This is a genomic window from Mesorhizobium sp. WSM4816 (genome assembly GCF_055811535.1).
Genome location: NZ_JBVVQR010000030.1, coordinates 1 through 25,359 on the forward strand (window position 1 = coordinate 1; position 25,359 = coordinate 25,359).

The window sequence follows — 25,359 nt, forward strand, 5'->3', positions numbered from 1 at the left end:
CTAAAACCGACTACATCCACTGCCAGAATCGCGGCCAAACGGCGTTCCATGCTTATCCCTGGAAAGGCTGACCAGACGGGCACCATACCATCTAACCGTCGTGCTGTGTGCACCGATGCGGTAGGCTCTCATTCTGTTTCGATCGCCACGTCCGCCTCAGGTCACGGCCTGCCGTCGGGCGGCCGCGAAGGGAAGTAGAGAAGCGTCATATCGTCTCTTGGGACTGGTTGTGATGGATGGCGACCCGGCACCCCGGGGCGGCAGCCGATCCAGCGGGTGCTATCCGGCGACAGTCCCCCGCCAGGCACGATAATGTGAACATGCGGGTGATGCGTCGGCGCCGATCCCCAGGTGTGCAGCACGCTGGTCATACCGATGCGTGCGCCGAGGCGCTTGGGATCGGCCGCGATCGTGGTCAGCGTCTCGGCCGATGCCCGAAACAGCAGGTCATAGACAGCCTTCTTGTTCCAAGAAGCGATCTGCGCGATCTCGGCAGGCAGGGAGAAAACCACGTGGAAATACTCCACGGGCAGCAGATCCGCGGCCGGCGCGGCCATCCAGTCCCGCGCCGCAAAGGACGTTCTTTGAACTTTGCGCACGGTCCTGTCCGGACCGAAGGTAAGCACTGCAAAAGCCGGTACCGGTATCCTTGCGTCAAGCGCCAGGCAGTCGGAACCGGTATTCCGTCACATGGTGGTAGATCTGGCCCGGCCATAGCGTGGCCTGCGGGAAATACGGCCGGTTCGGCGCATCCGGCCAGACTTGCGGCTCCAGGCAGAAGCCCGAATAGGCCTTGTAATGAACTCCCCCGAGCCCCGGCGAAGCTGGCGCCAGATACTGGCCGGTATAGAGCTGCACGCCCGGTTCCGTGGTCCACAGCTCCATCTCGACGCCGGAATTCGCGCCTTGCGCCCATGATGCCAGCTTGAGCGACCCGCGCGTCGAGGCAAGACAGAAATTCTGGTCGTAGGGGAGCTGCCTGCCCTCGCTCTCCATGCGCAGCGGCCGCGCCTGACGGAAATCGAACGGCGTGCCGTCGACCGGCTTCACGACGCCGGTCGGGATCAGGTCGCCATCGACCGGAAGATACGCGCCGGCGTTCAGCATCAGCCGGTGATCGAGGACATCGCCGGCGCCGCCGTCATCCAGGTTGAAATAGGAATGCTGGGTGAGATTGCACAGCGTCGGCTCCTCGCAGGTGGCGGTCAGCTCGACGCTGAGCGTGCCCGGGATCTTCAACCTGTAGGTGCAGGTCACGTCGAGCGCGCCGGGAAAGCCCATCGTGCCGTCGGGATCATGCAGCGTCAGGGTGACAAAATCCCTGCCATGCAGCGAAACCTCCCATGGCCAGTGCGAAAAACCTTGCGAGCCGCCATGCAGCGTGTGCTTGTCGAGGAAGTTGCGCTCGGTCTGGTAGCGCTGGCCGGCGATGGTGAAGCGGCCATCGCGGATACGGTTGGCATAGCGTCCGACGACGGCGCCGAAGAAGGCCGTATCCGTTTCATAGGGCTCAAAACTGTCATAGCCGAGCACCAGCGGCGCATCGTGGCCGGCCAGCCGCAAATCCTGAATGATGGCGCCAAGCCCGATGATGTTGGCGGTGAGGCCGCCGCCGCGGATGCTGAAGCGGCGGATGGCCTCGCCCGCCTGCGTCGTGCCAAAAACCTCGCCGTCCTTCATCGCCATGCCCGAAACGTCAGTTGGTTGATCGATCCCCGCCTGGCCTCTCGGGCCGGTTTGGGTCCATTGGCAGTCAACAGACCCCTGCCCGATCAGAGGCCGAGGCCGCCGATGCAGACATATTTGGTGTCGAGATAATCCTCGATGCCCTGATGTCCGCCTTCCTTGCCGAGGCCCGATTCCTTGACGCCGCCGAACGGCGCCTCGGGCGTGGTGATGAGGCCTTCATTGACGCCGACCATGCCGTATTTCAGCCCTTCCATGACCCGGAAGGCGCGGCCGAGATCGCCGGTGTAGAAATAGCAGGCGAGGCCGAACTCGGTATCATTGGCGAGCGCGATCGCCTCCTCTTCGGTTTCGAACTTGAACACGGGCGCTACCGGGCCAAAGATCTCTTCCTTCATGAAGCGCATCTTCGGTGTGGCATTGGCGATCACCGTCGGCTGGAAGAACGAACCGCCGAGCGCATGGCGCTTGCCGCCGGCGACGATCTTGCCGCCCTTGGCGGTGGCGTCGGCGATCAGTTCCTCGACCTTCTCGACCGCCTTCTCGTCGATCAGCGGCCCCTGCTGCACGCCGTCATCGAGACCGGAACCGACCTTCAGCCCGTCGCTGGCGACGGCGAGCTTTTCGACGAACTTGTCGTAGACACCAGCCTGGACCAGGAAGCGGTTGGTGCAGACGCAGGTCTGGCCGGAATTGCGGTATTTGGCGGTGATCGCGCCGGCGACGGCGCGCTCGATATCGGCGTCGTCGAAGACCAGGAACGGCGCGTTGCCGCCGAGTTCCATCGACACCTTCTTGACGGTGACGGACGACTTCTGGATCAGGATCTTGCCGACCTCGGTCGAGCCGGTGAAGGTGATCTTCTTGACCAGCGGGTTGGCGCAGATCTCGTCGCCGATCTCGCCGGCGGCGCCGGTCAGGATGTTGATGACGCCCTTGGGGAAGCCGACCTCCTCGGCGAGCGCGCCCCAGGCGAGGCCGGAATAAGGCGTCTGCGACGCCGGTTTGACGACCGCGGTGCAGCCAGCGGCAAGTGCTGGGCCGAGCTTGCGGGCCAGCATCGAGGACGGGAAATTCCACGGCGTGATGGCGGCGATGACGCCGACCGGCTCCTTGGTCACCAGGATGCGGCGGTCCGCCCATGGCGACGGCACGACATCGCCATAGGTGCGGCGGCCTTCTTCGGCGAACCACAATATGTACGAGGCCGCCGAACCGATCTCACCCTTCGATTCGAACAGCGACTTGCCCTGCTCGATGGTCAGCAGCTCGGCCAGTACATCCTGGTTGTCCATCATGGCGTCATGCAGCTTGCGCAACAGCTTCGAGCGCTCGAGCGCGGTCGTCTTGCGCCATGTCTGGAAGGCGGCGTCGGCAGCTTCGATGGCGCGGCGCGTCTCGACCTTGCCCGACTTCGGCACGGTGCCGATCTTGAGGCCGGTGGCCGGATTGTTGACGTCGACCGTCTGGCCGCTGTCGGCCTGCACCCACTCGCCGTTGATGAGATTGGCCTGGCGCATGAAATGGCTGGTTTTCTGAAGCATGGTCTAGCCTCCGTTCGGCGCACTGACGGGCCGCTATCTGGATTCTCCTTGACGGGCGTGCGCACTGGCATCGATGCCGACACGCCTGGAGCCACTGCTCTTTACCTAGGGCAAGCCCCGCGATCAATCGCAAGATGGCATATAGGGTTTGGGCCAGCACAAGGCGAGGCCGATTTGCGCTCCCGTTGTTGCTTGAGGGTGCGTGAGGAAACGACCGGACCGGCGGCTCCCGAGAACCGGAACGGAGCGTAACGTTGGGTATATGAGTACCTGAAGCACCAGGAAACCGCCCTTCGCAGGCATCAATATCGATCATACCTATCCAAACACCTGGACCACCACCGTCAGCCAAAACGCCGTGGTGACGACCGCGCAGGCGGTGGCGATGGTCATCTGGTTCGATGCCAGCGCCTGGCCGGTGTTGAACTGCGTCGCAATCAGGTAGGAATTCACCCCGGATGGCAGCGCGGCCGCCACGACCGCGACTTTCGCCGACAGCGGCGGCAGGCCAAGCAGCCAGACCAGGCCGAGCGCGACGGCCGGCATCAGCATCAGCTTCAGCGCCGACAGCGCCAGCGCCGGCCGCACATTGCCGGAGATGCCGAAACGGCACAGGCCCAGCCCCATGGCAAACAGCGCGACCGGTCCGGCGATGTTGGCCAGCGCGTCGACCAGCCGGACCGCCAGCGCCGGCAATGGCAGGCCGGTGATACGCCACACCCATCCGGCCAGGATGCCGATGATCAGCGGATTGGAGAGCAACTTTCGAAAGAAGCGCCGGATGATGCGCAGCGGATGCACATGCTCGTCGCCGCGGCCAAAGATCTCAAACAGGATGATCGATGCCATGATCATCGTCGGCAGATGCACGGAAATCAGCAGCGACAGCACTTCGAATCCACTTGGCCCGAATGTGCCGAGGAAGAACGGGATGCCGAGCAGGACGAGGTTGGAAAAAGCCGACGACACGCCGCCGACGACCCCGGCACGCGCGTCGCGCCCGAACACCCGGGTGATGACCAGGTGGCCTGCGGCCCACGTCACTGCGGCAGCCGTAAAATAGGCTCCCCAGAACAACCAGGGCGCGGTGCCATGGAAATCGGCGTTGACCATGGTGCGGAACAGAAGCAGTGGCATCGCCACCCCGACGGCGAATTCGGCGATGGCCCCACCCGCCTCGGCCTTCAGATAGCCGGTGAGCCCGGCCAGATAGCCGAGCGCGACAAGGCCGAAGACAAAAAGGACGGTTTCGATGAGTGGAGACATTTTTCCCCTGATAGGCGAGCCGGGATTTGAGCGCAACCGCCCCGCTTGGCAAAGCGGTCGGTTCTCGCAAACAGCCGGGATAGGTGATGCCTTGTTTTTCAGCCGGCTTTGCCGTCCCTATATGCGGTCACCGGAACCCACCTCCGGTGACTGGAAAAGGACGCCTGATGCTTCGATCTATGCTGGCTCTATTGCTGCTCGTCATTCCCGCCGCGGCCCACGCGACCGAAGCCGGCTGGGCGCTGTTGCGCGACGGCGGACATGTCGTGCTGCTTCGCCATGCCATGGTCACCGGCACTACCGATCCGGCGAATTTCGACATCGAGAAATGCGCCACCCAGGTCAATCTCTCGGTGCGCGGCAAGCAGCAGGCACGCAAGATCGGCGCGCTTTTCGACGCCCGCGCGGCGCCGGTCGAGCGCGTGCTGTCCAGCCGCTATTGCCGCGCCCTCGACACGGCTCGCACCGCTTTCAGAGAAGAGCCCGAACCCTTCGCTCCGCTTGACCTGCTGAAGACCGACGCCAGCGAGAAAGCCGCCCAGCTCGAGGCGATCGTGAACGAGATCAGCGCCTATTCCGGCTCCGACAATGTCGTCATGGTCACCCATCTGGAGAACATCATGGCGCTCACCGGCATCTCGCCGCGCGAAGGCGAAGCCGTGATCGTCGAGCCGCAAGGCGACGGCCTGCGCGTGCTCGGCCGCGTCACTTTCTAATCTGCGCTGGAGCCAGTTGAAGCGTTCGCCAGTGGTGAAATCTAACGCTTGGTCCCTAAACGGAATACCGGTTCCGACCCCCCTAGCGGTAGCTCGTTCGTTCGGCCTCGGCCGAATCTACGCAGATGACCCAATGCGGACGTTTGCGACACCCATCAGAGATGTCGGCTTAGCGCCGATATCGGCCGTTCGTCGACGCTCAGCTCGATCCCGAATCCCGCCTTTCGCTCAGTCGTTGTGATGGGCCCGAGTCAATACGTGCAATCCAATGGATTGGCGGCTATCCGCCGGCATGATCCCGCCGCAGGAGCGAAGTCCGCCTCACGCAAGAAACGCGCCGGCCGATGAAGGCTGAGTTGGATTCGAACCAACGGCCGCTTGATGAACAGTCGAGATCTCTACCGGTGAGCTATCGGGGAGCTGCTGATACCAAACTCAACTTAATTTCGGATGGGGCTATAAGGCACTTGCCGAATATGGTGGCGACGTGCTTGCCGCCCTATTTCACCAAAGACGGGCCCGCCGGAATGAAGGCCAGCTGTCGGGGACCGGCAGGGAGCCAGTCAGCGACTGACGTTGGGTCGTTTGCCGGAATGCCGCCGTCGAGGAACGAGAAGGCACTGGCTGGGTGTTGATGGCCACATCGGGAGGTGAACCCTTGGAACCGCGCGCCAAGAAACAGGAGAACCTTTCCCGACTCGAACGGGCCGCGCAACAGACTGCTGACCCAAAAACTATGGAACAGAAGGCGAAAAAGCCCGAGGAAAAATTCCGCTTCAGCCTACGCAAGGAAGACGTCTGGTGGACGGTTGGTTTCGCTGCCGCTGCCTTGCTGCTTTTTGGCGTCCAAGTCCTGATCAATTGGCGCTTAGAATGGCTTGACGCGCCTTTGCGCGTTCGCGTGCTGAACTACGTCAGGGGCGGCCTTCTCATTTTCGTTATGCTGACCGTTGCGAATGTTATCGAAGTCTTTCTCATTGGCCGAATTCCCAATCGTGTTTCGCGCTTCAACTTGCAACGCATTTTTCGGTTAGTCGTCGTCGTCGCCATCTTCTTCGTGGCCATTTCAGTCTTATTTGTGAACTGGTACACTGCGGTTGTTTCACTCGGCCTGATTTCACTGATTCTCGGCTTTGCCCTGCAAATGCCGATCTCCAGTTTCATCGCGTGGATTTATGTTTTGGCCAGGGCGCCTTATCGCGTTGGCGACCGCATTCGCATCGGCGATGCCCATGGCGATGTCATTGATGTCAGCTATCTCGACACGACATTATGGGAATTCGGCGGCGAACATCTTTGGACCGATCATCCGAGCGGACGCGTCATCAAGTTTCCGAACTCCACCGTGTTTGACACGCCGGTCTTCAACTATTCCTGGCCGCTGTTTCCCTATGTCTGGAACGAAATCAAGTTCCAGCTCGCTTATGAAAGCGATCTGGAATTCGTAGCGAAAACCATGAGAGAGGTCGTCGACGAGCAGATCGGCGACATCATGAGCCAGAAGGTGAAGGTCTATAAGCACATCCTGTCGCAAACGCCGGTGGACGAACTCGAAGTGAAGGAGCATCCCGTGGTTCATTTTCGCGTCAGTGAAAACACCTGGCTCGAGGCCATCGTGCGTTACCTCGTGCCGCCGAAGGAAGCGGGGCGCACCAAAACACGCTTGATCAAGGAAATGCTGGCGCGAATGAATGCAAAACCCGATCGCGTGCTGTTTCCGAAGAGCAATTTGAGGTGAACTTCCTCAGGCCACGCCGCGCGGAGCCACCCCGCCCGCATCGCGGCAGGCTGATGCATCTGGAGCGCCTATGATGAAGCCGACCGGATCCACCGAGGCAGTGAGGATCGAGGACCTTGACGATGCGGGGCTGGTTGAACACGCGCGACAGCGTGACCCCGCCGCATTCTGGTTAATCATCAAGCGTCACAATCAGCGGCTTCACCGGGTCGCCCGCGCCGTCCTGAACGACGACACCGAGGCCGAGGACGTACTTCAGGAGACTATATCCACGCCTTCACCCATCTGGCCGAATTCCGCGCGGAGGCGCAGCTGTCGACCTGGCTCACCCGGATCGCGCTGAATGAGGCGCTGGGACGCCGCCGGAAAAGGCGGCCCACCGTCGACGTGAAAGCCATCGAGGGCATGGTCGCTCCGTTCAGCGCCCACAAGCCTGATCCCGAAGAGGCGGCCGCTCTCGCTGAAATCCGCAACCTCCTGGAGCGAGCCGTCGGTGGCTTGCCAGAGCCCTTTCGCATCGTCTTTGTCATGCGAGACGTCGAGGAAATGAGCATTGAGGAAACGGCTTTTCTCTTGGCATTGCGACCTCAGACGGTGAGCACCCGTCTTTATCGCGCACGGCGGCTGCTCCGCGAGGCGCTGCGGGACAAGCTCGCCACCGTGTTCACGGATACGTTTCTCTTCGCTGGCGCCCGTTGTGACCGCCTCGCGCAATCAGTCTTAGACCGGCTCGCAATCCGCCTGGTTCGAAAGGATACTCATCCGTTGAACACGGCGACTGAGCGCACGTAGACGCCGTCCATGCCGAGATTACGCCGGCTCCTTTCGCGGGGATGTTGTAGCGGGACGCGGGAATATTTTGGCGGCCCGGACCATCTAATCATCAGGCAAATGCACTCGGCGCCGCGGTGCTGACAGCGGCGTTGAATCAACAAACATAGGAGACCGCCATGCAGGGCGCACTTCACCTATCCCGGCGTCAGTCGCTTCAGGGACTTGTCGTACTCGGTGCCGGAGCGGCACTCGGCGGAATCGCACGGTCTTCTCCGGTATTGGCACAGGACATATCGGACGAGGACATTTTCCGCTTTGCGCTCAACCTCGAATATATGGAGGCTGAATACTACCTCCGCGGCACCACCGGAAAAGGCATCGACGCAGCCGATGCCGGTTCGAAACCAGGTGACGTCGTTGGCGGCAAGCAAGTCTCCTTCGAGACGCCCGCCATCGGCGAATTCATGCAGGAAGTCGCCGAAAACGAACTCGCGCACGTTCGCTTCTACCGCAAGACGCTTGGAGCCAACGCCGTCGACCGGCCAGCGATCGATTTCGATGCGGGGTTCAAGGCGGTTGCGGAGGCAGCTGGTCTCGGTGCGGACTTCGACCCCTTCGGCAACGAAACGAACTTCGTTCTCGGCGGGATGTTGTTCGAGGATGTCGGCGTCACCGCCTATGCCGGTGCTGCGACAGTTCTGAAAAACAAGGACTTCCTCGCCGCCGCCGCAGGCATCCTGGCGGTCGAGGCCTACCACATGGGAATGGCGCGATCGACGCTATACCGGAAGGGAGAGGAAGCCTGGAAGGCCGCCAACGCCGTCTCCGATGCCCGCGACAAAATCGACGGATCGGAAGACAAGGACCAGGGAATCCAGGTGGACGGAAAAGCCAACATCGTTCCGTCGACGCCCGATGCGATCGCCTTCACCAGAACGCCACAGGAGGTGCTCCGGATCGTCTATCTCAGCGACAAGGACGGAGTGAGCAAGGGCGGCTTTTATCCGGAAGGGATGAACGGCACGCTCAAGAGCACCTGAGCCAACTGCGACGAGGGCTGCTCTTGGAGAAAGACCATGAGTAAAGATGATGATGTGAACCACGGATCGGCAGCTTCAAGCCGAGCGCTGTCTCGCCGCAATTTCCTGAAAGTCTCTGTGACCGGTGCGGCGATTGCCAGCGCCGGCGGCCTTTCAGCCTGTATGACTGGACCGATGGCGGCCGGAAAGACAACCAAGGCGCTGGCGCTGTACCAGGACACCCCAAATCGTGGCCGACGCTGCGGTGGGTGTACTCACTTCCGAGAGCCAAACGGGTGCGAGATCGTTGCCGGTGCAATCAGCCCAAATGGCTGGTGCCGTTTCCACGAGCCGCTGCCGGCTTGATGCAACAAATTGCCGTCTCCCGCCTTATGTCTCTGGCGGGAGCAACGCGACGTCAGCTTCCACGTCCAGAGCGGACGTTGGCCGGCCGGCGGTAAGGCGTCTGCCTAGGGTCATGGGCGTGAATTCGTTCTCGGAGAGCGAACGTCCGCATTGGGTCGATCAGCGGAATGGCCGCTTCTCTGTAACTTCGTCCCGAAAGCGGAAGGGCAGGTTTCGTCCCGGTAGCTGTCGACTAGAGTAAGCACGCCCGGCCTCCCATTCGACACTATCAGGATTGGCTTACCGTCCATTTAGCAAGGCGTTAATACCTAAACATCAGTTTTGCTGCCGACCTCCCATTCTGGCCAGGGAAGCATGAAGAAGGCGACCATGGCCAGCAGGCACGCCGCGGCGATGAACGCGAAGACAGCAGCGAATGGATCGATGCTAAACGTGCTCGCGGTGGACGCCACCCATCCAGTTGCGCCCTGCATGATGGCAACGCCGAGGAATACAGCTGTGTTCAGAATTCCGAATGCTCGGCCGACGACCTGAGGATCATATGCACTCTTAGTGTCTGCGAACTGCAAGATCGTGAAGCCGGTGAGCGCCCCAAGCGCAACGCACATCGTAGCATCGACGGTCCAGTTGGCGGAGATTGCAAGGATGAGGAAAATTCCGGCGGAAGTGGCCATGCTCGCGCAGATCAGGTATCGCCGTGAGCGTCCTTTCGCCCGCACCAGACCGAATAGCGGTGGGCCAACCAAGGTCGCGACCGATGAGGCGAGAAGCACATTCCCGACGTCCGTCAGTGTGAAGCCGTGTCGCTCCATGAACAAGGGTGTCGCCCACAGGCCCCTCAGCGCGATGTAGGACGAATAGCCAACGAGCGCGAGCGCAACGATGCCCTTGGTCTGCCGTTTTTTCAGGATCGCAAGCGTCTCTCGAATTGCGCCTGCGATGTCGCCTGAGTTCTTGCCGTGATCATCCCGAACGAGGACCAGGATGCACACCAAGTTCGCCGCCGCCATCGCGCCCGTCACCACAAAAGCGCTGCGCCAGCCCCAATGTTCGACTACCCATGCCAGCGGCGTGCCAGTGGCCAGTAACCCAAGGCCGCTGAAGCTGAGAACCAAGCCCGATACTCGGGCAAAACTCTTTTCGGAAAAATGTTTGCTTACAAAGAACAGCGATCCCACAAAGGCTGGTGCGCAGCCGATGCCAATGAGCAACTGCCCCAGCATCAAAACCGGGAAGCCTGTTGCAATGAACGACAGGAGCGCTCCCGCTACTGCAAGGAGGAATGCCGAACCAACGGTCTTTCTCACGCCATAAAGGTCAAGCGCCAGGCCCATCGGGATCTGGGCGAGGGCAAAGGACAGATGGAAGGCGCCGGCGTAGATGCCGAGTTCTTCGGTCGAGAGTCCGAATTCACGTTGCAGTCCGGGGGCGACGATGGCCGCGATAGTACGAAACACCTGACTCATCGCGGCCACGCCGACAAGCGTCGCGAGCATGACTCCGGCCGCACCGGCCTTGTCTGCGTTGAATACTTTCAGCCTACCGCCCTCCTTCCGGCCAAGCCGCAATGCGATCGATAACCTGGTATCCCGTTGCACCTAGGGGCAAATCTCCCATGCGAACGCGGCCTCATCTGCCTACCTGTCCGCGACTCGAGCATCTCGACGTAGTGCGGATTGTACATGATACCCAATACGTTGCCGAACGGATCGACCACCGAGGCGGTGACGAAGCCGCTCTCGCGCTTGGTGATCGGATCGTACTCCGTGGCGCCCATGGCCTTGAGCCGAGCGAACGCCGCCTCGATGTCGTCGACGTGCCACAGCAGTATGGCACCGCCCGGACCGGGCTGCATCGCTGCTGGTGCGTAGCGGCGGTCGATGATGCCGAACTCGTCCTCGTCGTCGCCGATTCGGAACTCGACATAGGCGGGGTTTTCCGCGTCGGGCCGCTGGAAGTACGCCTCGACGCCGAACAGCTCCGCGTACCAGTCGCGCGCCGCGGCCACGTCGTCGGCCCAGAAGTTCACCGTGGTCATGCCACGCAAAAAGTGCTTGTTGCTCATTGTCGTAACCCTTTCCTTGATTGCGATCGGACGGCCAAATGATGCGCGATAGTGGTCCGCATCCGGCCCCGTCTGGCGCGAGTAGTCCTGGTTGAGCGGGTCGTTCCAGATGATGTGCCAGCCCCCGATGTCGGGATCGAAGATACGCAAGGTCGTGCCATACATGGTGGACGGCGCAGGGCGTCTGGGCCTGATCCAGATATCCTGAATTGCGCGACCTTCCAGCACCCAGCCGAAATGGATTTCTCCGGTTGATTCCTCGGTCGTGCCGTCATCGAGATGACGTATGGTGTCCATTCCCAGCTTCCGATCAGCCACCCGTACAGGTGCATGTCTTTCGCCCGGTCGGCTGGCGGAGCCTTGGATCCGAGAGCGGCGAGAAACGGCAATTCGTCATAGTCGAAGACCTTTTGTTCTTCAGCAATCGTGGGAGAAGTTTAGCACGGCCCTCCTGACAGGGAGCCGTCAGGAGATCGGGCCAAACGTCGGGCTGGGCACTTCAGCCGAACGGCGGCTAACCGCTGAACTCACCCTGATCGCAGACAGCCGGCTCACGGGTCCCGAAGCAGCAGTTGCGGGCGGTGCGCTACACCGCAGCAGGGGATCCGAACCAAGCAGCGAGCGCGTCGGTGAGGCCCTTCTGGGTTTTGTCGCCAACCCAGGCAACATGCCCGTCGGGCCGGATCAATACGGCAGTGGGAACGCTCACCGTCCCAAGAACCGGAAGCTCCCAAGGGCCCTCATACTTGGCGTCGATCACCTTGACCCTATTTGCCCACGGCGCGTTTTCGAGGCCGCCGGCCTGGCCCAGGTTGAGCAGCACCGGGCGGGCATCGTACAGCAGCGAAAAGAGCCTCACTGTTCCGTTGGCAGTGACGAGGTCAAGGTCGGGCATGCGGCGTCCGAGCAGTGGGTGCCCCGGTCCGAGGTCGTAATGAATGTCGAGGCCAGACATCATTGCCGCAAATCGCCGCCGAGGTTCATCCATGCCGAGCAACTCGGCCATGGTGTCTCGCAGTGCGTTGGTGCGCTCGTCCCCGCGGCGAAGCGCCACCGAGGCCATCGTGTGGCGCAACACGCGGGCCGCGACCGGGTGGCGCTCGGCGTGATAGCTGTCGAGGAGGCTTTCCGGCGACGTGCCCTTGACCACCTGGGCCAGTTTCCATCCGAGGTTGACCGCATCCTGCACGCCGGTCTGGAGGCCCTGCCCACCATCCGGGGGATGGATGTGGGCGGCGTCGCCGGCGAGCAGTACCCGTCGCTTGCGATAGGCTGCGGCCTGCCGGGCCGCATCGGTAAAGCGGGTGATCGAGGTGGGATTATGGATCCCGTAGTCAGTTCCGTAGACGGCTATGAGCGCCTCGCTGAGATCGCGGAGAGTGGGTTCGGCCGTCTGTCCGACCTGCCGCTCGGTCACCAGGACGCCGACCGGCCCCTCATCTGCATAGACTATCTGACCATCGCGGATCTCGTAATCCACCCTGCCGATAGAATGGATGCCGAGGGCATCCCGGCGGATACCCCATTCGGGCGGCGTCTCGGCAAGCTCGGCTTGCGCGATCAGATTGCTGGTGGTGGGCTCCGATCCAGGGAATTCGATGCCGGCCGCCTTGCGGACGAGGCTACGCCCTCCGTCGCACCCAACGAGATAGTCCGCTCGCAGCGATCGGCCGTCGCTGAGCGCCACATCGACACCGACGTCGTCCTGGGTGAAGCCGGTCACTTCAGTGCCGCGATAGATTGACACCGCCAGTTCGTCGACCCAGCCCGCGAGAATCCGCTCGATATGCTTCTGCCACAGCCCGAGACTGTAGGGGTGGCGCGTCGGAAAGCTGCTGATGTCGAACGTGACCCCGGCAAACCCGGTGACCTGCGCCTTCTGGCCCTCGGCGAGGAACCGGTCGGCGATGCCGCGCTGATCGAGAACCTCGATAGTGCGGGCGTGGAGACCACCGGCCCGCGAGCCCGGCAAATCCTGACTCGGGCGCCGCTCGACAATGGCCACATCGACGCCGGCCAGCGTCAACTCGCCCGCCAGCATCATCCCTGTCGGACCACCTCCGGCGATTATTACGGCATGCTGGGTCATCTTCGCTCCTGTGCTGGTGCTCCCGGTTCAAGCCGGCCTCAGCCAAGGTCCCGAACCTTACGGATTAAAACAGGGCTGCCCCAAATCAGGGGTATCGCACATCGTAGCAGCCCCTAGGTCCTTTCTGGGCGCGGAACTCTGGTCTGCTTCGGTCTCAACGCCGGCCTCGGTGACCGGAATGTCCGGTTGTCGAGATCTGCAGCCAGAAGCTGCCAGTCCGGTGTCGCCCCTAGGCTGCCGAGCAGCAACGCGCCTCATCTCGATCATTCCGCCGGCCGTTGCCGCATCGCTTTGATCATATCGCAGTTCGCTCCCGCAAGGCGCGAGAGCAGCAAATGGTGACAAGCCGCAGCCGTGACGTTCTTCTTCGCGGGGCGGCCGCGAAGGACTGGCTGGCAAACCGCCGGCGACCTGTCACTGCTGCCGTGCGGCACAGCATGCTAGGAACCATTCTAAACGTCATGACGAGGATTCCGCCTTGCCCGCCGTTCCTGCCCGCATCCTGCCGACGATCGTCATCTCGCAGTTCGCCGCGACTTCGCTGTGGTTCGCCGGCAATGCGGTGATGCCCGACCTGCAGCGTAGCTCCGGCCTGCCGGCGTCCGCCGTCGGCGACATCACGATCGCCGTGCAGCTCGGCTTCATCGCCGGTACGCTGATCTTCGCCTGGCTAGCGATCGCCGACCGCTACTCGCCGCGCATCATCTTCTTCCTTTCCACGCTCGCCGGCGCGGCGGCAAATGCGGCGACGCTGGCGAGCGGCGGTGAGTTTCTGCCCCTGCTCGCGGCTCGGTTCGCAACCGGCTTCTTTCTCGCCGGCATGTATCCCGTAGGCATGAAGATCGCGTCGGGCTGGTACGACCGCGACCTCGGGCTCGCGCTCGGCTGGCTGGTCGGGGCGTTGGTGCTCGGAACGGCATTTCCCCATCTCATCCGCGGCCTGGGCGGCGATCTGCCTTGGCAGGGCGTGATCCTGTCGGTCTCGGCGGTATCGATCGCCGGCGGTCTGGCGATGCTCTTTCTCGTGCCGGACGGGCCGCAGCTCAGAGCGGTCGCGAAGTTTGACCCGGCCGCATTCGCGACGATCTTCCGCTCGGCCGATTTCCGGGCGTCGGCCCTCGGCTATTTCGGCCACATGTGGGAGCTCTACGCCTTCTACGCGTTCCTGCCGGTGCTGCTGGCGGCGCGACTTGGCAGCGACGGCGCGACGGTTTCGATGTGGAGCTTCGCGGCGATCGCCACCGGGTTTCTCGGCTGCATGGTCGGCGGCTACCTTTCGCGGGGGATCGGCAGCGCGCGCGTTGCCTATATGCAGTTGTCGGCGTCCGGCCTGTGCTGCCTCGTCTCACCGCTGGCGTTCCTGGCGCCCTTGCCGGTGTTCCTCGCCTTCCTGTTGTTCTGGGGCGTGGTCGTTGCCGGCGACTCGCCCCAATTCTCCACGCTCAACGCCCGTTTCGCCCCGCCGAGGCTCGTCGGCTCGGCGCTGACGATCGCCAATTGCATCGGCTTCTCAATCACGATCGTTTCGATCGCGCTGCTTGACTGGCTGATTGAAACCGCCGGACCGCAGTATGTTTTCGTGATGCTGGTGCCCGGGCCGGTGCTCGGGCTGGCGGCGTTAAGACGGCTGGCCGCGAAGCCGGCGTAAGGAACAGCCGTGGCGGCACTATGCCGCCGCGGCCGGGGATGGTGATGAAGTGGACGCCGAGACCGAAGGACGACATGACCGAGTAGAGTTCATCGCCTGTGGCTGCGGGGTCAGTCCAGCGAACCAGCAGTCGCTGACCTTCATCCTATCTCCACTGCCGGCGAGCCGCGAGGTCTGCTGAGAGGTCGTGAACGGAACGGCTGATCTTCGCATATGGTTCCCGAAAGCAGACTTTCCGTTTCCGGCCCCAGAGGCGACATCTCTCGATCAGCTTGGCAAGGACAGCTTCTGGCGCGGCGCTGTTCCGGGAGACGATGCGAAGGGTAAAGTTCCACCCTTAGCGGCAGTTAGTTTAAGGCACCTGGCGTTAGATGTTTCACACTTGCAGCCACGCTTCGATACGGAGCTTCCATCCCTCGATCATCTGCGCGAACGCGTCCTCCGTCAGCTCGGACAGATACGAGCTTCCTGCCGTGCTCAAGGCAGTGAACGTGTAGGCAATCCACGCCTCCGTGCCTCCGTCAGCGGTCGAGCGGCAGGCCACCTCGACAAATCCGAAACGCGTATCCGGCGTCACCCGGACATAGCGGATGCGATGCGCGACGGGGTCCCAGTCCGTGCAGGCCCAGAGCGTGGTCTCATCACCATGAGTGGTCCTGAAGACCATGCCTTGGCGCGTGTTCCCGTCTTGTGGATGCAGAAACTCCGGATCCCAGCCGTCCACCCACAGGGTCTCCCCAGTCGGCGTGAACAGCGGAAAGACGCGGTCGATCGGCCCCGAAGCACGATGCTGTGGCTGCGCTCGAGATGGTTGGTCACGCGTCCTCCCCGCTCGTTCCCGCCAAACGGTGGCTGTCTGCCGCACTGAGCTCCAACCCGTAGATGCACTTCAATTGGCCGATTGTTTCCAGGGTCGCCGGGGAAAACGGCGTCTGGCCTTCGAAGGCATTCCGCACGATGCCCTCGATGTGGTCACCCAGGCTCATGTCGCGATACTCGGCCAGGCCTTGAGCACCGTCACCAATCGTTTTTCGAGGCGCACTCCGGTCTGCACGCGTTCTATGGTCATAGATTTCTGTACCACGGGTACACCAGAGATGGGCTGGTTGCGGCAAATCGCCGGGAGGGTCGCCAACGGCTCTTCTTGCGTTTACGGAGTGGGTATTCCATCTGCGCCCGGCGTTCAGGCCTTTTCCTGCCCGGAAAAACCGATTAGAGAGCGCGCAAACACATGCGGACAGATTCCGCCCGCCACCGAAGGAAAAGCCCTTGTCCACCACGTTCGACAAAGTCGCCAAGATCATCGCCGACACCAGTGAGATCGATATCGACACGATCACCCCTGAAAGCCACACCATCGACGATCTCGGCATCGACAGCCTCGACTTCCTCGACATCGTCTTTGCCATCGACAAGGAATTCGGCATCAAGGTGCCGCTGGAAAAGTGGACGCAGGAGGTCAATGACGGCAAGGCCTCGACCGACGATTACTTTGTCATGAAGAACCTGTGCGCCAAGATCGACGCGCTGGTCATGGCAAAGAACGCCTGAAATGGCTTGTCTTCTAGCCTGACCCACAACAGCCGCCCCATGAACCCTCGCCCATGAGCCCCCACGACGTCGTCATATCAGGCATCGGCCTTGTCTCTTCGCTGGGAGAAGGTCCGGATGCGCATTGGCGCAAGCTCGTCCAGCCCGGCCTGGAGCCGGTGCTCGAACCCGCGCGCTTCTCGCCCTACACCGTCCACCCGCTGCCGGAGATCGACTGGAACCTGCAGATCGCCAAGCGCGGCGACCAGCGGCAGATGGAAACCTGGCAGCGGCTCGGCACCTATGCCGCCGGCATGGCGCTGGACGACGCCGGCATCAAGGGCAATGACGATCTCTGCACGACCATGGACATGGTGGTGGCTGCCGGCGGCGGCGAGCGCGACGAGGCGGTCGACGCCGACATTCTCGCAGCGTCCGAAAGCCGCAACGACCGCGACGTGCTGCTCAACGAGAAACTGACCACCGAATTGCGGCCGACGCTGTTTCTGGCGCAGCTTTCCAACCTGCTCGCCGGCAACATCTCGATCGTCCACAAGGTGACCGGCTCGTCGCGCACCTTCATGGGCGAGGAAGGTGCCGGCGTGGCCGCCGTCGAGACAGCCGCCGCGCGCATCCGCTCCGGCCAATCGACGCATATCCTGGTCGGCGGAGCATTCCAGACCGAACATTCCGACATGCTGCTTGGCTATGAGCTGGCCGGCTACCTGCATCGCGGCCCCTGGAGACCGGTCTGGCAGAGACAGGGCCTGGACGGCGGCGGCGTGGTGACTGGATCGGGCGGTGCGTTTCTCGTCCTGGAACAGCGCGAGCACGCGATCAGCCGCGGGCGAAAGATCTATGCCGAACTCGGCCCGGTCGTATCCGGACGCGCCATACGCCGGCAGGGCGAACTCGATGCCGAGATTGCCGCGCTGCTCAGCCAGGCGGCATTGCCGAACGGCGAGCTGCTGACGATTTCAGGCGCTTCGGGTGCCCATGCCGCGACTGCTGCCGAGAAATCGGCGCTCGACGCCAATCCGGCGATTGCCGCACGCGGTTTTTCGACGCTGACCGGCCACATGAAGGAAGCGCAGTTTCCCTTCGCCGTGGCGCTGGCTGCACTGGCTGTCGAACGCAAGGCCGCCTACCCGGCTTTTGACGCCGCCACCGAGAAGCCGTTCAACGGCATTCCCACGACCGTACTTGCAACGGCGATCGGCTATCACCAATTCGAGGGCATGGCGTTGGTCAACGCCGCCTAGAGGGTTCGGGACAAAAACATGGCCAATCTGAACGACCACATGGGCAGGCCGATCGTTGCCGTCACCGGCATTGGCGTGGTGACGTCGCTGGGCGTTGGCAAGGCCGACAATTGGGCAGCGCTCACCGCGGGCACGTCCGGCATCCATCCGATAACCCGCTTTCCGGTCGACCATCTGAACACCCGCATCTCCGGCACGGTCGATTTCCTGCCGTCGAGCTCCAAGGGCGCTTCCCATCTTACCTACGACCTCGCCGAGATCGCCGCGCAGGAAGCCGTGGCCGAAGCCGGGCTCGATTCGGGCGATTTCGGCGGGCCGCTTTTCCTCGCCTCGCCGCCGGTCGAGCTCGACTGGAGCGAGCGCTTTTCGCTGTACAATTCCGACAAGCACGACATCGGCGCCGAACGGCTGCTTCGGGTGGCGCGCGGCTTGAAGGGGCTCGATGTTTTCGAGACCACCCAATTCGGTTCGATCGCCGACCGGCTCGCCGACCGTTTTGGCACGCGCGGCCTGCCGATCACGCTGTCGACGGCCTGCGCCTCTGGCGCCACCTCGATCCAGCTCGGCGTCGAGGCGATCCGCCGCGGCGAATGCGACCGGGCACTGTCGATCGGCGCCGACGGCTCGGCGACCGCCGAGGCGCTGATCCGTTTCTCGCTGCTTTCCGCACTCTCCACCCACAACGACATCCCCGAAAAGGCGTCAAAACCGTTTTCCAGGGATCGCGACGGTTTTGTCCTTGCCGAGGGTTCCGGCGCGCTTGTGCTGGAATCGCTCGAGGCGGCACTCGCCCGCGGCGCGACGATTCTCGGCATCCTGCGCGGCTGCGGCGAGAAGGCCGACGATTTCCACCGCACCCGCTCGAAGCCGGACGGCTCGCCGGCGATCGCGGCGGTTCGCGCGGCGCTTGCCGATGCCGGCTTGGGCGAAGACGAGATCGATTATGTCAACGCCCATGGCACCTCGACGCCGGAAAACGACAAGATGGAGCATTTGTCGCTGTCGACCGTGTTCGGCGAGCGGATCGGCTCGATGCCGATCTCGTCGAACAAGTCGATGATCGGCCACACGCTGTCGGCCGCCGGCGCCGTCGAGGCGGCGTTTTCGCTGATGACCATGCGCGAAAGCGCCATCCCGCCGACCATCAATTACGACAATCCCGATCCGGCGATCGTGCTCGACGTGGTGCCGAACCAGAAGCGCAACGCCGAGGTCGGCACGGTGCTGTCGAACTCCTTCGGCTTCGGCGGCCAGAACACCTGCCTTGTCATGGCGCGGGAACCAGTCTAAGCGACCGTTCTTCGCCAACAGAACCGACAGGCTCCATGCGCGCTTTGCAACTTATCGAGGACCGCCGCCTTCAAACGGTGGACCTGCCGCTTCCGCCGCAGCCTGCGCTGGGCGAAGTGACGCTGCGCATCAAGGCCGTGGCGCTCAACCATATCGACGTCTGGGGCTGGCGCGGCATGGCCTTCGCCAAGCGCAAGCTGCCGCTGGTCGTCGGCGCCGAAGCCTCGGGCGAGGTCGAGGCGGTCGGCCCCGGCGTCTCCAGCCTTGTGCCCGGGCAGCTTGTATCGATCTACGGCGCGCGCACCTGCGGGCTTTGCCGCGCCTGCCGCGAAGGCCGCGACAATCTCTGCGAGCATGTTTCGGGCGTGCACGGCTTCCATCTCGACGGCTTTGCGCAAGAGAAGATAAACCTGCCGGCGCGCCTGCTGGTCCCTGCCCCGCCCGGCGTGACCGACGTCGGCGCCGCGGTCGCGCCCGTCACCTTCGGCACGGTCGAGCACATGCTGTTCGACAATGCCAGGCTGCAGCCCGGCGAAACCATCCTGATCCATGCCGGCGGCTCGGGCATCGGTTCCGCCGCGATCCAGCTGGCGAAGAAGATGGGCTGCACCGTGATCACCACGGTTGGCTCGAACGACAAGATCGACAAGGCGAAGGCGCTTGGCGCCGATCACGTCATCAACTATCGCGACGACCGTTTCGAAGGCGTCGTGCGCAAGCTGACGAAGAAGAAGGGCGTCGATGTCGTCTTCGAGCATGTCGGCGCCGACACCTTTGCCGCCTCGATGCTGTGCCTGAAACGCGGCGGCCGCCTGGTGACCTGCGGCTCGACCTCGGGCGTGTCGACGCAGATCAACCTGATGCAATTGTTCCAGCAGCAGCTGAAGCTGCTCGGCTCGTTCGGCTGTCGCATGCAAAACATGGCCGACGCGATGCAGAAAATGGCGGCGGGGCTGGTTTCTCCGGTTATCGACACCGAAGTCGGCTTCGACGGCATCGAGACCGCACTGAAGCGCATGGAAGGCCGCGACGTGTTCGGCAAGATCATCCTGCGCGTCGGCTAGACCATGATGCTGCTGTCTGAAAACATCATGGTCTAGGAATGGTCGGCAACGCCTTCAAGAAGCTCCGCCGGGACCTGGCGTTCCGCCACGGCAGGCGGCTGCGCCAGTTCAACTACTGGCTGCTGGCGCGCCTCGCGATGACGATGATTTGGCTATTGCGTCTGCTGCCGGTCGACAGCGCGCTCAATTTCGCCGACCGCGCCGCCCGCCGCATTGGCCCCTGGGTGGGGCGCCATAACGTCGCCATTGCCAATCTGCGCAAGGCTTATCCGGAAAAGAGCGACAAGGAGATCCAGGCCATCGCCTCCGACATGTGGGGCAACATGGCTCGCCTTGCCGCGGAATACGTCTTTCTCGATGCCCTGTTCGACTACGATCCCGCCGCGACAAAACCGGGCCGCATCGAGGTCAAGGGGGTCGAGCACTTCGTGCAAATCGCCGGCGAGCAAAAACCGCATATCATCTTCACCGGGCATCTCGGCAATTTCGAGCTGCTTCCGGTGGCGGCAGCCACTTTCGGCATGAACATCACGGCGCTGTTTCGTCCGCCCAACAACCCCTACCTTGCCGACTACATCCTCTCGACTCGCCGCTCGACCATGGGCTCGCTGCTGCCCTCCGCGACCGGCGCTTCGTTCGCGCTGGCGGCCATCCTGGAGAAAGGCGGCAATATCGGCGTGCTCGTCGACCAGAAATTCTCGAGCGGGCTCGAAACGACTTTTTTCGGCCGCCCATGCGAAAGCAACCGGGTCCTAGGCACCCTTGCGCGGCACTATGACTGCGATGTCTATCCGGCGCGCTGCGTGCGCCTGCCGGGCAACCGCTTCCGGCTCGAGATCGAGGACAAACTGATCTTGCCGCGCACCGCCGGCGGCAGTGTCGACGTCCATGGCACCACCCAGCTGCTCAACGACGTGGTCGAGCGCTGGGTGCGCGAGGATCCCGGCCAGTGGATGTGGTTCCACAAAAGATGGGAAATCAGCGGCCCGCGCGGGAAGCACAAGCGGGCGAGGAACCGCGGCGAAGCCGCCTGAGTAGAAGTGAGTGACAGCAATTATGCTATTGTTGGCAATGTTCTAATTGCGCCACCGACCCCGCCCGGTTGCCGAGGCGGGTTTTTGTTTAGTCACCGATCACTCTGTGGCCTGTCCTGGCAAGACCAATCAGCCGACCGAAGGGGCGCCATAGCGAAGCCCATCCACCAGCAAGCCAACCATCCGTCGTGCCTGGTCGGGGCCTCCACCATAGCGGTCTGGTGAGCAGAGCCTGGCAATCGCGAACAATAGTTCTTTCGCATCAACGTCCGAGCGAACGTCGCCCGCTTCGGTCGCGGCATCCAGCAAGGCCTGCAGCGCGGGCCGAAGTTTCTCAAGAAAATACAGCGGCAAGGACTCATATGCCGGATCGCCGGAGGAGAAGGCCGCGGCGAGTCCACGCTTGGCAGCGATAAAGTCCACGTAACGCTGCATCCATCGGGCGAGCGCTTCGCCGGGTTCATATTCGGCGGCAATGGCAGATGCAGCATTTGCGCAGGCATCCACTTCGTTACGGAAGACGCCCACGATCAGGTCCGAACGCTGCGGAAAATGCCGATAGAGTGTACCCACGCCAACGCCGGCCTTATCGGCGATCTCTCGCACCGGAGCATCGACCCCCGAAGCCGCAAACACTGCCATTGCTGCTTCGAGCAGCGCCTTGGAGTTGCGTTGCGCGTCCGCACGCACGCGTCGATCCGTCGAGTTTACGGGCTCCAAGCCACCACCCCGCTCCTCCGATTTGTCGTCCATGATTTTTCCACTTGATAAACGGAACGATGTTCCGTATAAAACGGAATGCAGTTCCGATTGGGAAAATTAGCACAGCATGGCGCCGTTGCCTACACGTCAATGCAAAAAGAGGAGATCACCATGCGGGTCAAACCTATTGCCCTGGTCACTGCGGCCAACAAGGGAATCGGCCTCCAGATCGCCAGGGATCTGGCGACGCACGGCCTCACCGTGCTCGTAGGGTCGCGCAAGCTCGAGCATGCGGAGACGGCTGCAAAGAGCATCGGCGCGGATGCCCGCGCCGTCCAACTCGATGTCACGAAACAGGCCTCGATTGCCGCCGCGGCAAAGCGCATCCGTAACGAGTTCGGTCGCCTCGACGTCCTGGTGAACAATGCAGGCACTTCCGATGCGGGAAAGCAGGGCACCTCGCATGCGGCGCCCCTCGAGGGACGCGCGGTGTTCGAGACCAACGTGTTCGGCGTCGTCGCCGTCACGCAGGCGATGTTGCGGCTGCTTGGTGAAGCGCCGGCGGCACGCATCGCCAGCGTCGACCCGTCCAGTCCACAGCGCGCCTTGTTCGGCCCTGTTTACAGCCCCTCGGAGACTGCCCTCGATGCGACGACGCTCGCCTTCGCCATCGAATTTGAGGATGCCGGCGCCGACGCTGCCTGCCCCGGCTTCACTTCGACGAACCTCAACAAATTCGAGGGCACGGCCGAACGGGCCGCGTGAGCCCTTCGCCTTGCGCTCCTCGACGCGAACGGTCCGAGGACGGGCCGTTCCCGTGGTGATCTCGTCCCGATCGCGTGGAGTTTGACCCGGCAGCGCACTGACCGCCATTCAAGGGCCAGGCGCCGGAAGAGTGGCGGCGCACCCTGGCTCCGGTGCCGATCGAGCCCGCGCGATCTGCGATCTTGGGGCGGGTCGAGAAGGTCTATCGAGATTGGTACCGGAAAGCCGCGACAAAGGCTGCAAACGCCGGCGATTGATTGCGTCGGCTGGGGTAGTAAAGATGATAGCCTTGAAAGGTCGGGCACCAGTCGGCAAGGACTTCCTTGAGCCGACCATTCTCAACATAGGGTTGAACAAGATCCTTCGGTGCATAGGCCAAACCAATGCCGTCGAGGACCGCGTCAAGCGCCGGCGCGATATTGTTCAGGGTCAGCTGGCCGTCCACACGGACGCTGAACTCGCGTCCGTTCTTCCTGAATTCCCAGGCATATAACGCGCCTGAGCTGGGAAGCCGCAGGTTGATGCAGTTGTGGTCGGTCAAGTCCTGAGGGCTTCTCGGCGCACCCCGACGAGCGAAATAATCGGGTGAGCCGACGACGGCATGCCGACATCGGGACCAATGCGAACGGCCACCATGTCGCGGGCGATTGCCTCGCCAAGTCGAACACCGGCATCGAACTGACTCTCGACGATGTTGGTGAAGCCGTTGTCGACAATGAGCTCCACGTTGATGTCCGGGTAGTCTCGCAGGAACGCTGGCAGCCTGGGGCGAAAGACCAGATTGACGGCATCATCGGGGCAAACGATACGGATCTGGCCCGAGGGCTGGCCGCGCAGGGCGCTGATCGCGCTGATCCCGGCGGCAATGCTTTCGAAATGCGGCTCGATGCTTTCGACGAGGCGTTCTCCGGTCGCCGTGGGCGCCACATCGCGGGTCGTGCGAGAGAGCAGACGGACGCCAAGCCGTTCCTCCATTGCCCTGATCGTATGGCTGAGGGCCGATCGGGTAACACCCAATTTGGCCGCCGCTCGCGTAAAACTGCGCTGCCGAGCGACCTCAGGGAAGGCTCGCATCTCACTGAACTCGTCACGCGGCATTGGTGAGCTCCGTTCACTACGACATGCAGATTATAGCTGCTAGTCTGACAAGACCAGCCCGGCTACCTAGTCTGTCGACGGACAGGAGCGCACGAATGGCTATCGAACTGACACTGGATGACACGCGGGCGGCTGAAGGGGCGGCAACGCCATGGGCCGCCGTCATCTGCCTCTCGCTTTTGACCTTTCTCCTGGTCGGCCTGGAGTTCATGCCGGTGAGCCTGTTGACTCCGATTGCGCAGGACCTGGCCATCTCGGAAGGCCAGGCCGGACAGGCGATCGCCGTGTCGGGGCTCTTTGCCGTGATCACCAGCCTGTTCGGCAACGCGCTGCTGGCCAGGTTCGACCGGAGAACGGTCGTCCTGCTGTACACGGCAGTGCTGGTCGCATCGAGTTTGGCTGTTGCCCTCGCTCCCAACTTCCTGGTGTTTCTGGCCGGACGGGCCCTGGTCGGGATCGCGATCGGCGGCTTCTGGTCGCTCTCCACGGCCATATTGGCGCGCCTGGCCTCAGGCTCCGACCTGCCCAAGGCGATCGCCCTGCTGCAGGGCGGAACTGCATTGGCGATCGTCATCGCCGCACCGCTCGGCAGCTTCCTCGGCGAATTGATCGGGTGGCGGGGCACTTTCTTCGTCACAGTCCCGGTCGGCGTCGCGGCGCTCGCCTGGCAACTGGCCGTTCTGCCGAAGATGCCGCCAATGGAGTCCGTTTCGGTATCCAGCATGTTCCGTCTGCTGCGCAATCGGACATTCACCATCGGCATGGCCGCAACTGGGTTCGCATTCATGGGAATGAATTCGCTGTCGATCTATCTGCGCCCATTCCTTGAAAGCGTCACCGGCCTCGACGTGAACGTCCTGTCGCTGGTGCTGCTGGGCCTCGGCCTAGGCGGCCTGGCGGGACTGTCCATCGCCGGCTTTGTTCTTCGGCGAAACCTCACTGCCGTGCTGATCGGGCTGCCGAGCGCGCTTGCGCTCCTCGCCCTGCTCCTGATCGCAGTGGGACCGGTGCTTTGGGCCACGGCTTTGCTTCTGGTTCTTTGGGGGCTGTTCAACACCCCGATTCCGCCGGCGTGGGGTACATGGATGGCACAGATCATTCCCGACGATCTTGAAGCTGGAGGCGGGCTGCAGGTCGCATTGATCCAGTTCGCCATCGCCGGCGGCGCTTCCGCGGGCGGCATGCTGTTCGACGCTGCCGGCTGGTGGAGCGCCTTCCTGCTCGCCGCCGCCCTTCTGGCGGGCTCAGCCCTGCTCGCCGCTGCCGCCAGCCCTCGCGCTGCTGCGGTGCAGAACCTTTGATCGCGGAGGGACAGCGCCCGGGCGCGAAGGATCACTACAGAGCGCTTTTATTCTGAACCGCCGCATTCTTGGCTGGGCATTGCTGCGCTGCCCGACTTCCTTACCGACGTGCCGATCGCGGAGGGTACATTGAGACAAGTGATGGCGGATTATCCCTCGCCAGAGGCGGGGATCTATGTGGTGCGGCCACCTGGCGGGATTGCGCCCAGAAAGGTGCGTGCGCTGATTGACATCCTCATCGAATGGTTCGGCGCCCGTTGGGTGCAATCATTGCGACCTTCGGGTGGTGATCGCGGCGCAACGGCGAGAAAGCACACCCAACACCGGTCCCTTCGCCATCTCGGGCCACAATCTCGATGGACTTAGAGCGGGTGGTTTTAGCCGCATTTCTGCGACGCCAGG

General features: G+C 62.8%; 22 protein-coding genes and 3 pseudogenes. 14 read left to right on the plus strand and 11 right to left on the minus strand.

What is annotated here, in order from left to right; all coding sequences use genetic code 11:
- Positions 1-251 precede the first annotated feature (251 nt).
- The 4 genes and pseudogenes from AC0L3H_RS24900 to AC0L3H_RS24915 form a co-directional block, all read right to left on the minus strand.
- Positions 252-572, minus strand: a pseudogene (locus AC0L3H_RS24900) (IS91 family transposase); the annotation flags it as partial.
- 82 nt (positions 573-654) lie between these two features.
- Positions 655-1,686: an aldose epimerase family protein gene (locus tag AC0L3H_RS24905; RefSeq protein WP_473587217.1), complete on the minus strand. Its 1,032-nt coding sequence runs from the start codon at positions 1,684-1,686 to the stop codon at positions 655-657.
- Positions 1,687-1,772: 86 nt separating this feature from the next.
- Entirely contained in the window at positions 1,773-3,230 is a 1,458-nt protein-coding gene (locus tag AC0L3H_RS24910) for an NAD-dependent succinate-semialdehyde dehydrogenase (protein WP_473494537.1), read from the minus strand.
- 318 nt (positions 3,231-3,548) lie between these two features.
- Positions 3,549-4,496 (minus strand): AEC family transporter, encoded by a 948-nt coding sequence (locus AC0L3H_RS24915; RefSeq protein ID WP_287195576.1) that lies wholly within the window; start codon positions 4,494-4,496, stop codon positions 3,549-3,551.
- A gap of 167 nt (positions 4,497-4,663) precedes the next feature.
- On the opposite strand from AC0L3H_RS24915, the gene AC0L3H_RS24920 reads away from it, so the two are divergent.
- The 5 genes and pseudogenes from AC0L3H_RS24920 (at position 4,664) to AC0L3H_RS24940 (ending at position 9,109) form a co-directional block, all read left to right on the plus strand.
- Positions 4,664-5,212 (plus strand): histidine phosphatase family protein, encoded by a 549-nt coding sequence (locus AC0L3H_RS24920; protein WP_473494535.1) that lies wholly within the window; start codon positions 4,664-4,666, stop codon positions 5,210-5,212.
- A gap of 658 nt (positions 5,213-5,870) precedes the next feature.
- Entirely contained in the window at positions 5,871-6,950 is a 1,080-nt protein-coding gene (locus AC0L3H_RS24925) for a mechanosensitive ion channel family protein (RefSeq protein ID WP_473587218.1), read from the plus strand.
- 70 nt (positions 6,951-7,020) lie between these two features.
- A pseudogene (locus tag AC0L3H_RS24930) lies at positions 7,021-7,742 on the plus strand (RNA polymerase sigma factor).
- A 158-nt stretch (positions 7,743-7,900) separates the two neighbouring features.
- Positions 7,901-8,764, plus strand: a complete 864-nt coding sequence (locus AC0L3H_RS24935) for a ferritin-like domain-containing protein (RefSeq protein WP_128173319.1) — start codon at positions 7,901-7,903, stop codon at positions 8,762-8,764.
- A 36-nt stretch (positions 8,765-8,800) separates the two neighbouring features.
- The gene (locus AC0L3H_RS24940; RefSeq protein ID WP_091593897.1) at positions 8,801-9,109 is read left to right on the plus strand and encodes a twin-arginine translocation signal domain-containing protein; all 309 of its coding nucleotides are present in this window, start codon (positions 8,801-8,803) and stop codon (positions 9,107-9,109) included.
- Between the two features lie 308 nt (positions 9,110-9,417).
- Here the strand turns inward: AC0L3H_RS24940 and AC0L3H_RS24945 are convergent, their stop codons facing one another.
- The 3 genes from AC0L3H_RS24945 to AC0L3H_RS24955 all read right to left on the minus strand — a co-directional run bounded on the left by AC0L3H_RS24945 (position 9,418) and on the right by AC0L3H_RS24955 (position 13,263).
- A complete protein-coding gene (locus AC0L3H_RS24945; RefSeq protein WP_473587219.1) occupies positions 9,418-10,605 on the minus strand; it encodes an MFS transporter in 1,188 nt (395 codons plus the stop codon).
- A gap of 38 nt (positions 10,606-10,643) precedes the next feature.
- The gene (locus AC0L3H_RS24950) at positions 10,644-11,471 is read right to left on the minus strand and encodes a VOC family protein (protein ID WP_473495705.1); all 828 of its coding nucleotides are present in this window, start codon (positions 11,469-11,471) and stop codon (positions 10,644-10,646) included.
- Between the two features lie 289 nt (positions 11,472-11,760).
- Entirely contained in the window at positions 11,761-13,263 is a 1,503-nt protein-coding gene (locus AC0L3H_RS24955) for an FAD-dependent monooxygenase (protein ID WP_473587220.1), read from the minus strand.
- Between the two features lie 478 nt (positions 13,264-13,741).
- On the opposite strand from AC0L3H_RS24955, the gene AC0L3H_RS24960 reads away from it, so the two are divergent.
- Positions 13,742-14,911 carry an MFS transporter gene (locus AC0L3H_RS24960; protein WP_473495704.1) on the plus strand — a complete coding sequence of 390 codons (1,170 nt, stop codon included), beginning with the start codon at positions 13,742-13,744 and terminating at the stop codon, positions 14,909-14,911.
- Between the two features lie 376 nt (positions 14,912-15,287).
- On the opposite strand, the gene AC0L3H_RS24965 is transcribed toward AC0L3H_RS24960, so the two are convergent.
- Together AC0L3H_RS24965 and AC0L3H_RS24970 are read right to left on the minus strand one after the other, a co-directional pair.
- On the minus strand, positions 15,288-15,635 hold the full coding sequence (locus tag AC0L3H_RS24965) for a hypothetical protein (protein WP_473587221.1): 348 nt from the start codon (positions 15,633-15,635) through the stop codon (positions 15,288-15,290).
- 91 nt (positions 15,636-15,726) lie between these two features.
- Positions 15,727-15,897 (minus strand): hypothetical protein, encoded by a 171-nt coding sequence (locus tag AC0L3H_RS24970; protein WP_473587222.1) that lies wholly within the window; start codon positions 15,895-15,897, stop codon positions 15,727-15,729.
- A 283-nt stretch (positions 15,898-16,180) separates the two neighbouring features.
- On the opposite strand from AC0L3H_RS24970, the gene AC0L3H_RS24975 reads away from it, so the two are divergent.
- From AC0L3H_RS24975 to AC0L3H_RS24995, 5 genes are read left to right on the plus strand one after another with little or no spacing between them, the layout of a single operon-like run.
- Positions 16,181-16,462 (plus strand): acyl carrier protein, encoded by a 282-nt coding sequence (locus tag AC0L3H_RS24975; RefSeq protein WP_023802974.1) that lies wholly within the window; start codon positions 16,181-16,183, stop codon positions 16,460-16,462.
- Between the two features lie 53 nt (positions 16,463-16,515).
- Entirely contained in the window at positions 16,516-17,703 is a 1,188-nt protein-coding gene (locus tag AC0L3H_RS24980; RefSeq protein ID WP_473587223.1) for a beta-ketoacyl-ACP synthase, read from the plus strand.
- 18 nt (positions 17,704-17,721) lie between these two features.
- Positions 17,722-18,993: a beta-ketoacyl-ACP synthase gene (locus AC0L3H_RS24985; RefSeq protein WP_473587224.1), complete on the plus strand. Its 1,272-nt coding sequence runs from the start codon at positions 17,722-17,724 to the stop codon at positions 18,991-18,993.
- Between the two features lie 35 nt (positions 18,994-19,028).
- Entirely contained in the window at positions 19,029-20,057 is a 1,029-nt protein-coding gene (locus AC0L3H_RS24990) for a zinc-binding dehydrogenase (protein ID WP_473587225.1), read from the plus strand.
- A gap of 38 nt (positions 20,058-20,095) precedes the next feature.
- Positions 20,096-21,091, plus strand: coding sequence for a lipid A biosynthesis lauroyl acyltransferase (locus tag AC0L3H_RS24995; protein WP_473532328.1), 996 nt, complete (start codon positions 20,096-20,098; stop codon positions 21,089-21,091).
- A gap of 129 nt (positions 21,092-21,220) precedes the next feature.
- Here AC0L3H_RS24995 and AC0L3H_RS25000 read toward each other — a convergent pair whose 3' ends face one another.
- On the minus strand, positions 21,221-21,844 hold the full coding sequence (locus AC0L3H_RS25000) for a TetR/AcrR family transcriptional regulator (protein WP_473587226.1): 624 nt from the start codon (positions 21,842-21,844) through the stop codon (positions 21,221-21,223).
- Between the two features lie 120 nt (positions 21,845-21,964).
- Between AC0L3H_RS25000 and AC0L3H_RS25005 the strand changes: the two genes are divergently transcribed.
- Positions 21,965-22,558, plus strand: coding sequence for an SDR family NAD(P)-dependent oxidoreductase (locus AC0L3H_RS25005; RefSeq protein WP_473587227.1), 594 nt, complete (start codon positions 21,965-21,967; stop codon positions 22,556-22,558).
- A gap of 202 nt (positions 22,559-22,760) precedes the next feature.
- Here AC0L3H_RS25005 and AC0L3H_RS25010 read toward each other — a convergent pair.
- Positions 22,761-23,656, minus strand: a pseudogene (locus tag AC0L3H_RS25010) (LysR family transcriptional regulator).
- Between the two features lie 95 nt (positions 23,657-23,751).
- On the opposite strand from AC0L3H_RS25010, the gene AC0L3H_RS25015 reads away from it, so the two are divergent.
- Positions 23,752-24,957 (plus strand): MFS transporter, encoded by a 1,206-nt coding sequence (locus AC0L3H_RS25015; RefSeq protein ID WP_473587228.1) that lies wholly within the window; start codon positions 23,752-23,754, stop codon positions 24,955-24,957.
- 78 nt (positions 24,958-25,035) lie between these two features.
- Entirely contained in the window at positions 25,036-25,323 is a 288-nt protein-coding gene (locus AC0L3H_RS25020; RefSeq protein ID WP_473587259.1) for a hypothetical protein, read from the plus strand.
- Positions 25,324-25,359: the final 36 nt, after the last annotated feature.